The following is a 13231-nucleotide window of genomic DNA, read 5'->3' on the forward strand; positions in this document are numbered from 1 at the left end:
CAATTTATACAAAACTAAGGAATGTAAGCTTAATTAATACGAATTACTAATGGAAGTTTATATCTTGTGTTTACAGGAGTACTTCTGGTATGAGCAGGTTCTACATCAGGAAGATTATCAATACTTTCTTCTATAATGTTTTTAAAATCTGGAATCTGAGATGTTATAATATCTGGAACTAAAAAGTCTTCAAGAATAATATCTCCATTTTTGGTGATCAACAGAGGAACCCAGATGGTATCGTTAATAGGTTCTTTTACTTTAATTGTTTGATCTTGGAGATAGTTTCCTATTTGTTCATTTATGGTGTTATGGAAACAACGCTCCATTTCTTCTCCAGAAAGGTGTTTACAGTCATCAAATAGAGGAGGTTCTTCAACTTGATTTTTGTCAATTTCATTCCATTTCTCCTTTAAAACTTGTTCTTGATTCTCTTTTTTGATCACTAAGTTGTCACAAGAAAATAATGTAAAAATTAAAACAGATATATAATAAAACCTTTTAATCATTGATTAATTTTAATAGCTATAAAAGAACTTAAGTGTTTCTAAGCGCATAAAATTAAAGTTTTTTTTCAGAAGGTTAATACCAATGTGATAAGAATGCTCTTTTACTTTTGTAAATGGATTTATTTTTTTTCAATATTATTTTTAGTTTTCTCGATTTCTTGTTCGAGTTGTCTAATCCTTTTATTGGTAGTTTGTTTAAGAAAGTTGATGAATGTATTGTCCTCTTTACTTGCTTCTAGTTTTTTTAGACAATCAGTGTAATACTTTAGCTTTACTTTAGGGTCCTTATAATAGGCATCGGCAAAAGTTGCCAGCTGGTATTGCGCATTGTGATAATTTGGGTTTTCTTTAATAGATAATTTCATATGCTTAATGGCATTTTCCCATTCTTCTTTATGCCTATATGTCATAGCAATGTTATATAGGTCTTTATCAATAGGAAGATCCTTAAGTTCTAATGCCATTTTATAACTAATTAGAGCTTCATCATATTTTTTGATAGAAGTGTAGGCTTGAGCTAATCGGGTATACCTTAAAGGGACTTGATTATTAAATGTTAAGGCCTGTAGATATTGTTCAATAGCTTTTTTATATTCATAATCTTTATGATAACATAAGGCTAGAGAAGCGTGAACAAATTCGTTATTATGATTTAACTCAATAAGTTTTTCGAAATATGGTATAGCTTCTGAGTAGTATTTTCTTAAAAGATAGTTTTGTGCAATTACATTAATTAACTCTGGGTTTTCTTGATAAGATGCTAGTCCTTTATTGGCAATATCTTCTACTTTGATGTATTTTCGTTTTTTAAGATAATGTTTTGCAACTTCAAAACAACTTTTCTGATGCGTACTATCTAGTCTAAAGGCTTCTTCAAAATATGTTATTGCAGTAGTATCTTTCAATTTTTTCTTGGCGAGTCCTAAACGATATTGGAAATTTGGATTATCATTATGTTTAGCAACCAAGTCTGAGTATACACTATCTGCTTTTTTAAATTGATTAGTAGAGATCAGTAATTTAGCATATTCTAATTTTGCCGAAAGTAATTCTGTGTTCATTAGAATTACTTTTTCATAATAATTTAAGGCATCCTTATAAGTACCTTTTGCTTTATGAGCTTTAGCTATTTTTAGAAGTATATAGTCATCCTTAGCAGGAATTTTTTTATAATTATGTATAGCCTCAGAAAAGTTTCCTATTGCGTAAAGACTGTCTGCAATTTTTAGCTGAGCGTCTTGAGCCTCAACTTTTATAAAAGTTAAGGCGACTAGGATGCAAAAAAGATATTTTAGGTTTTTAAGAATCGTTATTATCATCTTTATTGATTTCCTTAAGTATGGTTTCGAGGTCGTTCATATTCATGTCATTTTTCTTCACAAAAAAGGATACCATATTTCTAAAAGAACCATTAAAATAATTGTTCATTAATTTATTCAATGATTGATTGCTGTATTCCTCTTTTTTTACCAAAGGAAAATAAACATATCCTTTTCCTTCTTTACGGTGAGATACGAACTCTTTATTTTCCAGAATTCTAATGATAGTAGAGATAGTGTTATATGCCGGTTTAGGTGTTGGCATTTGTTCGATAATAGCAGCCACATTTCCTTCATTGAGTTGCCATAAAAGCTGCATTACTTCTTCTTCTGCTTTGGTGAGTTGTTTCATTTGTTTGACTCTATGTATTTATTTTTTACGTTTAGTTTATTATTGGATTTTTAGTATATATAAATCTCCTGTGTATTGTCCATTCATATCAGAAGTTAACATTGCTTTGGCTTCATCTAGAGAGTCGTATTTTTCTAAATATAGATATAGGTATGAGTCCTTTGGATTTTTAAAATACTTTGGTTGAAAACCTTGTTTTTTTAATCTGGCTATTCCTTTATCAAGATAGTTTTTATGTTTAAAAATATTGGTTATGAGATAGTATCCATTTTGTATATCATGTCCTCCAACGTATGACAAATCTTCGGTAAGAACTGTTTCTTTCTGATTAGGATGTACGATATTTTGTTTTTCTAATACTTTTTTGGAATCATTTTCAATGTTAAAAACGATTGGCAGAGAATACAAGACATTCACCTTTTCTCCTTTAGCCTCTCCTGGGATCATCTTAGGTAATGAAGCAATAACTCTGTTAGCTTCTTCTTCTAATTCTATCGCTGGCCCACGAGATTCAACTTCTGTAACATTTCCTAAAGTATCTATTTTAAACCGTACGTAAATTCGATTTACTCCAGTTAAACCAATGTACTTAGCAATGCCTACATTAAAGTTTCTATTTACGAATTGTTTGATTTCGTCAGAGACACATTTTTTAATTTCCTCATTATTTGTAAGTCCTTTGCAATTCTGTGTTTTTGGCACCTTTTCTACTACTGCATAAGGAATGTTTTGTTCTCTTAAAATTAAGATATGTCTTACATCTACTCCATCTTTTTTTATTTTATCAACGGTTAATAAATGCCATCCAAAAGATGTTCTAAAAGGTTCAGAGATTTCACCTTCTTTTAGACTGAAAGCGACAGCTTTAAAATTTTCATGAAAAGGAGTGTCTTTTTGCACAAAATATAATCCTCCATTACCTTTGGATCCGGGATCTTCTGAATATAGCACAGCTCTACTTGCAAAGCTTTTACCATTTTGAATAATATCGTTTTTAATTTCTAAAAGTCTATCAACGATTTTTTGATCAACCTTAGATAAAGAATCCTTATTGATTGTTTTTATTTGTTGCTGGATCTGTATTTCTTCTTCTTTTGGACTAGTTTCAATAATATCAGTTGTCTGATTATCATCATTTATTTTAGTTTCTGTCGGAGCCTTTTTTTCTTCCTCAATAACTTTGAGGTCATCTTCTTTATTAGAAAGTGAATTTGTCAATTCTTTAATCTCATCTGTTATTTTTTCGGATGAAATATTTGCAATAGCAACAGCTTTTTGAGAAAAAGCAGTGAATGTAAGCATAACAATCAATAAGGGCACAATTGCCAAGTATTTTAATTTAGCATTTGATTTTGATTTCGTTTTTTGAAGCATAATGATTCTTTTTTTAAGTAATTTATGATTGAAGAAATTATTAGTAAACTTTACATTTTTAGTCTCGAAATTAGAATTAAGTAATTGTTCATAATATGCTCTCTTTCCTAATTGTCTAATGGCAGATGCATCAGAAATATATTCGTGTAAAGTGATGATTCTAGAATGGTATATATAGATCAATGGGTTAAACCAAAAAAGGATTTTGATTATTTCGAACCAAATTAGATCTAATGTGTGCTTTTGTTTTAAATGTACGATCTCATGAATTAGAATTTTATTTTTTTCTGTTTCCGATAATTCATTTCCAACGTATATAGTATTCCAAAAAGTGAAGGCATCTTTACTATCAGGTAATATTCTAACAGGGAATTTATTGATCATCCCTTTAGAAGATTTTTGTTTTAAAGAACGAATGATTAGTATTTTTTTAATAAACAAGAACACGGCTACAGAAATTCCGATTGTATAAAGAACTAACCACCAATTTATCTGTAAAGATGCAGAAGAAACAGTATTTGCTATTTCCACTGTATTGTCAGAAATTCTTTCGCCAATAAAAACAGTTGGTAAGTTAACTACATAGTTGTCTGGGATCGTTTCTTGTATGCTTTTTACCTTAATGAAGGGTAATGTTAAAGAAAGTACAGAAGTAACCAAAAGATATACTCTATTTACAGTAAAAAAAGTATCTTTTTTATGAAACAAGTCGTACGCTAATAAAAATATTAACTGAAATAATATGGTTTGAATACAATATTGAAGCATATCTTTTAGTATTTATAGTTTATTCTATTAATGTGTATGTTCGTCCAACATGTCTAAAGTCATAGCATATGATGGTACATTAAGACCTTGTGGGGATATAACTGTATTGAAATCAAGGATATCTTGGCCTTCTTCTTCTATTTTTTTGTTGGTAAACGAAAGTACGCATTTTTCGTTCTTTTCTTCTTTTTTATAACCTTCTCCATATACAATTTTAAGATTATAAGTGCCTTCTGGGATATTTCTAACAAAGTATTCAGTGTCCTTAGGTAGATGAACAGTTCTTGTACTTTTCAGTGTTTCTAAGTTAACAATATCAATGATTACTTCGGTATTTTTTCCATTGGTTAATTTTAGATAATTATCTAATTTATAATCATATCTGGATTCATCATAATTTGCACAATAAGGCTCAGCTTCTTTTTTGGATATATCATTGGGGATGTTAGCATGAGCTTCCTTGTTATACTTTTCAGCCAATTTTTGAGCATTTTTGAGCATTTCCTGATCAGATTGTTCTGTTTTTTCTTTACCGGTTTTATTAATGGTTTCTAGCGCATAATCATTTTGTTTTTTTAAATTTTCTGGAAGTAGATTAAGTGCTAATGAGTATGATGGAACGTTTTTTCCTTTTTCATTTATGATAACATTATAATCGAGAACGTCTTCTCCAGTTTCGGAAATAAGCTCTGTTGCAAAACTCCCCGAACAATAACCATCTTTTTCCTCTTCTTTATATTGATGTCCATAAATGGCATCTACTCGATATGAACCTTGAGGTATGTTTCGTATAAAATGAATTTGTGACTTATATATTACAGCTGTTCTAATAATTTCATTTGTAGTTAAAGAGACAATTTTGGCAATTATATCAGCATTTTTTCCATTTGTAATTTTTAAGTAATTATCTAACGTATAATCATACTTAGAACCTTTGTTAAGACAGGAAGGCTGATTACTAGTTGTTATTTTTTCATTAATATCAGTGGTCTCTCCTTCTACTATAGCAGGGTTTTCTGGATTAGAGGTACTTTCATCTTTACAAGAAGTGTAGGTAAGGATTCCTGTAATTACTGGTATTAATAATAGGTATTTAAATTTGGCAATAGATTTTGATTGGGACTTTTGTAACATAAGTATTCGTTTTTTGATTAATGATTGATTGAAAAATTGATTGATAAAAGTTATTTTTTCTGTTTGAAAAGCAGAATTAAGTAACTGTTCTATATAATTTCTTTGATTTACTTTATGTATAGTAACTGAGTCAGCTATATATTCATGAAGTAGTGTGATACGTGCTTGATAGATATATATTAATGGATTCCACCATAATAATACTTTTAATATTTCGATACTTATTTGATCAATAGTATGTTTATGATTTACATGAACTAGTTCGTGAGAAATAATGTTTTTCTTTTCTTCTTCTGTTAAAGAATCTCCTAAAAAAATGGTATTCCAAAATGAAAATGCGTGAGAGCTATTAGGGAGTATTACTATTCTTTTGTCAAAAGCTTTAGAAATATTAGAAACATTTCGCAGTATATGAAGTTTATGAAATTTGAGTATCAGAAGTACAACATTGATGGCTATTCCTATTACGTAAATTATTAACCACCAATTGGTAGAATCAGAAAAAGTATCAGTGTTGTCCTTAGTCGTGGTTGTATTTAAGATAGTACGCGTAGTAGTTGCTTTAATTGTTCTTTCAATAGTAGAAACATAAGCTTCTGTAGTACTTGAATTTAGAAAATCGATTTCAATAAAAGGTAATATTAGAGATAAGAAAGGAACTATTAATAGATATAGACGATTCCAATTAAAGAAAGTGTCTTTTTTATGTAATATGTCATATATCAGAAGAAAAACTAGCTGGAATATTAAGATTTGGAGGAGGTAATAAAACATATTTTCTTTTTTAGTAAAACAGTTAAGGTATTAGCCAATCCAGAGTCTGAATATTCGTGTTTAAAAAGAATATATCAGACTCAAGTTGACAACCCCAATATTGTTTTTTAGATAACTATATCTGTTCAACTAATAGTTTAGTTGAATGACAAATATATGTATTTTTTTGTTTTAACTAAATTTTTAGTTAAAAAAAATATGAAAATTTCGCTACGGATTGTTATTCTTGGATTTTATAGATGATTTCTATGGATATTTGATTTTATCCAATTGCGGTTTCAAAAACTAAATAATGCAATGTAAGGTATACTGCATTCTATTTATAGATTGGTAATAGTATTTTTTACCTCAAATTGTATTAGGATAGTATAGAATTCCTTAGAATCTGCTACTGATGTTGATAGGTCGGATGCTGGAATTATATCAGGAAATGACATCAATGTCCTAATAGCTTCTTTTTCTAATTCTGGAGAAAACCCTTTTACTTGAATATTATTGATTTGACCATCATTTGAAATGTTAAATCTCGTGTAAATACGATTGAGTCCAGATTGCGCGTATGAAGAGACAGATATAACATCATAATTATTTTTAGCATATTGTTCTATATCTTTACATACACAATGTTTTCTTACACGTTCAATAGTTTTGTTTTTACAATTAACTGTTGTAGGATTGTTTTGGGAACACACAAAAAATCCAGTAAAAATCATAATTGTAGTAATAAGAATACACTTTTTCATTTCTGGGGGTAGAATAGGTTGATAAAAGTATTTTATTTTCCTACAAATTTAGACCTTGTAATAAGTTTAAGTGTTAATACAACTTTAAGGATTAGATTAAAAAAGTAATATTACAGTAACAATATACCTTTTTAATAGTCTAATAAATTACAATGGATATAGCATTAGTCATAATAGGGTTTATTTTATGTTTAGTAGGTATTATTGGTAGCTTTCTACCAGTATTGCCAGGACCTTTTACTTCTTGGGTAGGTCTTTTGATATTACATTTTACTAAGGTTATCCCTCAAAACTGGACGTTTCTTGGGATTACATTAGCAATAGCATTAGTAGTTTGGGTACTTGATTATATAGTGCCTGCATGGGGAACCAAACATTTTGGTGGTACCAAGTATGGGATGATAGGTAGTTCTGTGGGGCTTATCATAGGATTATTGTTTCTAGGTCCATTAGGGATTATTATAGGGCCTTTTGCGGGAGCATTCATCGGTGAACTTATAAAAGATAGTAACGATTCTTCTAAAGCCTTAAAAGCAGCTTTTGGTTCTTTTCTTGGTTTTCTTGCTGGTACCTTTGTAAAATTTATAGTATCCGTAGCTTTTGTGATATTATATATAAATAAGGTTTGGGAGTATTGGGGAGAATTGTTTTAATTATAAACAATAAAAAAGAGCGTCTCCACGCTCTTTTTCTTCACACAAATCATCTTAATTTAGGGGCTTATTCTAAAATTAAAACTCACTTTTATAAAAACTTTCATCTTGGGGATAATGAAAGTACTAACTCATTTTCACTTTGTAAAGATAGTAAAAAAAAACCTTTCTACCAAATTAATTGTGTATTTTGTCTGTTAAAAAATGTATTTTAACAAAAAAATATACATTTTTATTAAATTTAGTAGGTTTAATACTACAATTGTTAAATTTAACATCATTGTCTCATGATAAGGATGTATTTTTCCTTTTTTGGAATATAAGATATCGTATTACAAGTTTTAAAGTGGCTTTTATGATTTTATTCCTTCTATTTTGTAGGTTTTAGAAGGACAATAAGTATGTAAATTAAAAAAAGCCTCTCCATTTTCAGGAAAAGCTTCTCATTGGTTTACTAAACCACCCATGCAAACGGCATGGGACAACACAACTTCGTTAATTGCAAAAAAAAGCTTCAATGTTAGTTGAAGCTTTTGCAATTTGCGGTCTGGACGGGACTCGAACCCGCGACCCCCTGCGTGACAGGCAGGTATTCTAACCAACTGAACTACCAGACCATTGCCTTATTGCGGATGCAAATATACACCTCATTTTAAAACCCGCAAATGTTTTTTCAACTTTTTTTAGTTTATTTTTTGTCGATTTATACAAATTTCTGCCTTTCAACAAGATATGTTGTGAGAATTTTGTCAAAATCTTTTGTAATATCAGCTTCTACATATTTTATTTTATACTGTGAACATTTTAACTTGAGTTCATAAAAATAAGATGCGACTGCTTTTTGATAATTTTCTTTAATATTATCTGCATATAAATTTACGTGCTCACCAGTCTCTACATCTATAAATCTGGTAGGACGATTATTAAAATCAAAGTTTAGCTCCTTAGTGCTATCAAAGGTATGGAACAGCACTACTTCGTGTTTGTTATATTTAAGATGTCTTAAGGCTTCAAATAATTTTTCGGGACTTGACGTGGCCTGCAACATGTCTGTAAATAAGAAAATCAAAGATCTACGATGGATTTTTTCTGCAATTTGATGTAAAAAAGTATAGGTATCGGTATTTTTTGAAGTTGGAGTAGAAGTTACAATTTGACTTAACTTGCTCAGAAGCATTTGATGATGCCTCTCGCTACCTTTTTCTTGAGAATAATAATCATAAGTATCACTGTAAATACTTAATCCAATAGCATCACGTTGTTTTTTGAGTATATTCATTAAACAAGCAGTTGCCAGTACCGAAAAACTAACTTTATTTAGCGATCCTAAATGATGTTCTTTAATCTCTGGATAATGCATTGAAGAAGAATTATCAATAATAATATGACATCTTAAGTTGGTCTCTTCTTCATACCTTTTAGTAAATAATTTATCTGTTTTCGCATATAGTTTCCAATCTATGTGCTTTGTACTTTCTCCGTTATTGTATACTTTATGTTCTGCAAATTCCGCAGAGAATCCATGAAAAGGACTTTTATGCATTCCAGAAATAAAACCTTCTACCACTTGTTTAGCTAAAAGTTCAAGATTAGTAAAACCTCCGGTTTTGTTAATTTCATTTTGGATATTCATCATCCCCCGCTTTTATTAAGAGTATTTGTTTTTAATAATTCAAACAATATACGGATACTAATTTATTTTCTATAAAAAAAGGGTAGACAATCCGTCTACCCTTTTTTTATAGAAAATATACTTTCTTAGATTAAAGAATCTAAAGCTTCTGCATAAACATTCTTAGGAGAAACACCTACTTGGCGACCAACTACTTCTCCATTTTGAAAAACTAATACAGTTGGGATATTTCTTACTCCATATTTTGCAGCAAATTCTTGATTTGCATCTACATCTACTTTACCTACTACTGCTTTTCCATCATACTCTTCGCTGATTTGTTCGATGATAGGACCTACCATTCTACAAGGACCACACCATGCTGCCCAAAAATCAACTAATACCGGTTTATCACTCTTAAGTACTACTTCATCAAAAGTAGCATCTGTTATTTCTAATGCCATAGTTATTTATTGTTTAAATTTTTATTCATTTTTAATTTCACAAAATTAGTCAATAATTCTCCCAAAGCTTACAGTCATAATATTAGTTTTGACTATAGGGGTATTGAATTTGCTGATACCCAAATATACTATTAAATTATTCTGACTTTAATAATTGTTTTTATTCTTTTATTTACTGGTTAATTATTCTTTAGGTTATAGATGCCTATAAGATGTGTTCTAACATCAACAGAAATTTCTTCATTTTTTGAAATCTGTATCTTCATCGTTTTGCTTTTTACTAAAGGCATATGACATTGGATACAGTTATTCCCCATTTTTTTAATTTCATTTTTATCACCAGAACAATTGATTGGTTTTGATAACGATGTATGGCAATCCATATATTTCTGATTAAATGAAGAGATGTTTCCTCTTTCCTTTTTATGAGGATTATGGCAGGTAGTACAATCAAGAAAATTGCTATTTGTAAAACATTTACTTGCTTTTAGTAAACCGTATTGATTTCCATGTACATCAAGGTTTTTTAAACTGGACTCATCGTAATCAGGAAATGAAAATTTCTTTAATGTATCTCCAATTGCAAAAGAAAATGCACGTTCTGTAGTTTCTGTTCTCAATCCAGAATGACATAGCGCACATGCATCTAATCTTTGCTGCCGTGATAAAGAACCGTATTGTATAATATGTTTAGCAATTTTGTCCGTAGGGTTTTGTTTATGATATACCACGTGTTTTTTTACAGGGCCGTGACATCTTTGACAATCAATACCATAAATTAAGTTCTCTTTGTGAAATTGATTGCTGTTTTTGTCTCCCGTAATATTTTGCGCGTATGTAGTGTGACATTCTAAACAACGTTCTAATACGGGTCTTGCTGGAGCTAGTTGATCTGGAGCTCCAGGGCTATTAATCCAACTATCCGTGGGAGTAAAATAAGATGCCTGTAGTTGCAATAAATTATTGTTATTCCACATTAAATATGATTGTCCTTTGGTTCCTGAGCCTACCACAATATCCATTTTGGCGGAGTAAAAAGGAGTGTTTTGATTATTAAATACAGGTTCTTGATAAAACCCAGAATCCTTTTTAGTAAAATTAAAAGTGACCTTGTCGTTTAGATTTAGTGTGTTTTTATTTTGTCAAAACTACCTTTAATAGTGGTTTCATTTGCAGGTTGCAAAGAATTGAAATGTGCAGTTTTATAATGATCTTCAACTATTTGAGCGTGGCATTCTACACAAGTAGCAGAGTCTATAAAATCCATTCCGTTGATATGAGTAGCAATCGGAGTAATGGCGATATATTCACTAGTGTTATCTGACTTTTTTATATAAAAAGCGAAATAGCTGATCATACCCACAATAATAGTAATTATACTAGCTATGTATAAAGTACGTTTTTTCATGAAATTTTAGAATCTATTACAAGATAGGGTAATTTAATGTTTAATAACTTCATAAGCTGTTCAAGAATTGATATAGATCCGTTTCTTTGTCTAAATTCAGTTTCTTTTTTAAACGATATTTTGATTTTAATACACTATCTGGTAAAACGTTGAGCATAGTAGCTATTTCTTTGGTAGTAAGATTCATTCTTAAAAAAGAAGCTAGTCGTATTTCTTTCTCAGAAATTTCCGCGTAGATTGACCTGAGTTTATTATCAAAGTTGTTATGCACATCTGCGAAATAAGATTTAAACACTTCCCAATCTTTGTCTTCTGCGCTTTCTTTTTTTAATAATAATACCAAACGTCTGAATTCTACTTTAAAAAGTTCTGGTGAATTTTTAATACGTTCTAGGTTTTCTTTTAATTCCTGAATAAAGCTGTTTTTTTGCACTAAGTGTAGCGTTTGCGAAGTAAGCTCTTTCTTTTTAAATTCGATTTCTTGTTTGTAAATTTCTTCTTGTTTTTCGCGCTCTATTTTGTTCTTTTTTATTCGTTGTTTGAATCCGAAGAATAGTAATCCAGAGACAGCTATAAACGAGATCATTCCTCCAGCATATAATGTTTTACGAAGATTGCTGATTTCTACCTGTTGGTTTAGGTTTTTTATTTCTTCTTTTTGCAAAGCAATCGCAGCTTCTTTTTTTTCGGTTTCATATATAATCTTGAGTTCCTCTATCTGCTGTGACTTTTTAGTATTGAATATGGTATCACTTATTGTTTTTAAATTTTTAAAATCACTTAATGAATTTTTAAAATCCCCAAGCTTTTCATAGGATTCTGATCTATTAAAATAGCCTATTTGTAGGTTTCCTTTTACACCGATTTCTGTAGCTAGTTTTATAGATTTATTTAAAAAAGCCTTTGCTTTAATCGGATTATTTATAGAATTATATGTTTTACCCAGATCATTTAATACTTCAATAATTTTATTTTTATTATCTGTTTTTTGTAATATAGATAAACTTTGATCAAGATAGGTAATTGCTTTTTTGTATTGTTTTATTCCTGTATGGGCTTTTCCAAGATTATTCAAAATTGTAGCTTCTAAGGTAGTTACTCCCATTTCCCTAGAAATAGGTAAACCTTTGTTTAGGTATTTAATTGCATTTTCATAATCTTTTAGATAAAAATATGAGTTGCCAATATCATTTAATGCTTGAGATTCGTATAATCTGTCGTTTTTTTCTTTGTAAATAGTAAGTGCTTGCTTATTATATTCTATGGATTTATCATAGTTTTTTAAGTAAGCCTCTATACTGGCTAAATGATTTAAAGCATCAGCTTTTCTAATTTCATCATTAATTTGCTCAAATATTCGTAAACCTTTTAAGGTTTCTCTTAGTGCTATATTATAATTTCCTTGATATAAATTTATTGAGCCTATAAAATCGTAAGACATACCTAGTCCCGAAGAGTCGTTTAATTTGGTTGTATAAATTTTAATGTTTTCATTCAAAAGTTCAATTGCCTTTTGATAGTTTCCAGAAGAGTATTCTAAAATTGCAATTCCGTGATTTACACCGGTTATGCCATCAAAATTTTGATTCTGATCATATATTTTGAGAGATTTTAAGTAAAATGTTTTTGAAGAGTCAACCTTATCGGTATTACTATAATATACAGCTAAATTGTTAAGAGCTTTAGCTATTCCTTTAGAGAAATCAATTTTTTTTGAAAGCTCCAATTGTTCTAGTGCATATTTTTTTGCTTTTTCCTGATTATTATAGAGGAAGTGGTTAAATAATAAATTAATTGTAATTGCTTTGACTGAATCATCCTTATGCGAGTGATATGCTTTTAGCAAACTATCTAATTTTTTATCATTTTGACTGTATATATTTTGAAGACTAAAAAGAAATATGAATAGAATGAAAGTAGAGAACTTCATGAAAATGATTATTTAGTTTCCATCTAAGTTAGGAAATAATTAATGGAATAAGATGGTTCCGTCCATTTAGAAAACAGATGTTTTTTTCATTAAAAGGCTCTTAAAATCGATTTTCTTTTTTATTACGAATCGCGTAAGCCATTGAAAACATTAGAGAATATTTACGGTAAACTTACAATTAGGTAAAGGGT

12 protein-coding genes and 1 tRNA gene are annotated in these 13231 nt (G+C 29.6%); 1 reads left to right on the forward strand and 12 read right to left on the reverse strand.

Annotation, left to right across the window (positions count from 1 at the left end; genetic code table 11):
* Positions 1-29: 29 nt before the first annotated feature.
* The 6 genes from NMK29_RS23075 to NMK29_RS23100 form a co-directional block, all read right to left on the reverse strand.
* A complete protein-coding gene (locus tag NMK29_RS23075) occupies positions 30-509 on the reverse strand; it encodes a hypothetical protein (RefSeq protein WP_108804954.1) in 480 nt (159 codons plus the stop codon).
* Positions 510-628: 119 nt separating this feature from the next.
* The gene (locus NMK29_RS23080) at positions 629-1828 is read right to left on the reverse strand and encodes a tetratricopeptide repeat protein (RefSeq protein ID WP_108804955.1); all 1200 of its coding nucleotides are present in this window, start codon (positions 1826-1828) and stop codon (positions 629-631) included.
* Positions 1809-2180 carry a BlaI/MecI/CopY family transcriptional regulator gene (locus tag NMK29_RS23085; RefSeq protein WP_108804956.1) on the reverse strand — a complete coding sequence of 124 codons (372 nt, stop codon included), beginning with the start codon at positions 2178-2180 and terminating at the stop codon, positions 1809-1811. The genes NMK29_RS23080 and NMK29_RS23085 overlap by 20 nt, the downstream gene beginning before the upstream one ends.
* Before the next feature lie 39 nt (positions 2181-2219).
* Positions 2220-4322 carry a peptidylprolyl isomerase gene (locus tag NMK29_RS23090; protein WP_108804957.1) on the reverse strand — a complete coding sequence of 701 codons (2103 nt, stop codon included), beginning with the start codon at positions 4320-4322 and terminating at the stop codon, positions 2220-2222.
* 27 nt (positions 4323-4349) lie between these two features.
* The gene (locus NMK29_RS23095; protein ID WP_108804958.1) at positions 4350-6230 is read right to left on the reverse strand and encodes a M56 family metallopeptidase; all 1881 of its coding nucleotides are present in this window, start codon (positions 6228-6230) and stop codon (positions 4350-4352) included.
* A 320-nt stretch (positions 6231-6550) separates the two neighbouring features.
* The gene (locus tag NMK29_RS23100; RefSeq protein ID WP_108804959.1) at positions 6551-6973 is read right to left on the reverse strand and encodes a hypothetical protein; all 423 of its coding nucleotides are present in this window, start codon (positions 6971-6973) and stop codon (positions 6551-6553) included.
* A gap of 152 nt (positions 6974-7125) precedes the next feature.
* Here NMK29_RS23100 and NMK29_RS23105 point away from each other — a divergent pair, with 152 nt between their 5' ends.
* Positions 7126-7626: a DUF456 domain-containing protein gene (locus NMK29_RS23105; protein WP_108804960.1), complete on the forward strand. Its 501-nt coding sequence runs from the start codon at positions 7126-7128 to the stop codon at positions 7624-7626.
* Positions 7627-8169: 543 nt separating this feature from the next.
* Here NMK29_RS23105 and NMK29_RS23110 read toward each other — a convergent pair.
* From NMK29_RS23110 to NMK29_RS23135, 6 genes are all read right to left on the reverse strand, one after another.
* A tRNA-Asp gene (locus NMK29_RS23110) sits at positions 8170-8243 on the reverse strand.
* An 86-nt stretch (positions 8244-8329) separates the two neighbouring features.
* Positions 8330-9259, reverse strand: coding sequence for a DUF58 domain-containing protein (locus NMK29_RS23115; RefSeq protein ID WP_108804961.1), 930 nt, complete (start codon positions 9257-9259; stop codon positions 8330-8332).
* Positions 9260-9384: 125 nt separating this feature from the next.
* Positions 9385-9702 carry a thioredoxin gene (gene trxA / locus NMK29_RS23120; protein ID WP_027394894.1) on the reverse strand — a complete coding sequence of 106 codons (318 nt, stop codon included), beginning with the start codon at positions 9700-9702 and terminating at the stop codon, positions 9385-9387.
* Positions 9703-9881: 179 nt separating this feature from the next.
* Positions 9882-10724: a multiheme c-type cytochrome gene (locus NMK29_RS23125; protein WP_108804962.1), complete on the reverse strand. Its 843-nt coding sequence runs from the start codon at positions 10722-10724 to the stop codon at positions 9882-9884.
* Between the two features lie 101 nt (positions 10725-10825).
* Positions 10826-11110 (reverse strand): hypothetical protein, encoded by a 285-nt coding sequence (locus tag NMK29_RS23130; RefSeq protein ID WP_108804963.1) that lies wholly within the window; start codon positions 11108-11110, stop codon positions 10826-10828.
* Positions 11111-11159: 49 nt separating this feature from the next.
* Positions 11160-13040 carry a tetratricopeptide repeat protein gene (locus NMK29_RS23135; RefSeq protein WP_108804964.1) on the reverse strand — a complete coding sequence of 627 codons (1881 nt, stop codon included), beginning with the start codon at positions 13038-13040 and terminating at the stop codon, positions 11160-11162.
* Positions 13041-13231: the final 191 nt, after the last annotated feature.

The sequence above is a fragment of the Aquimarina sp. Aq107 genome, from assembly GCF_943733665.1.
Taxonomy (GTDB): Bacteria; Bacteroidota; Bacteroidia; order Flavobacteriales; family Flavobacteriaceae; genus Aquimarina.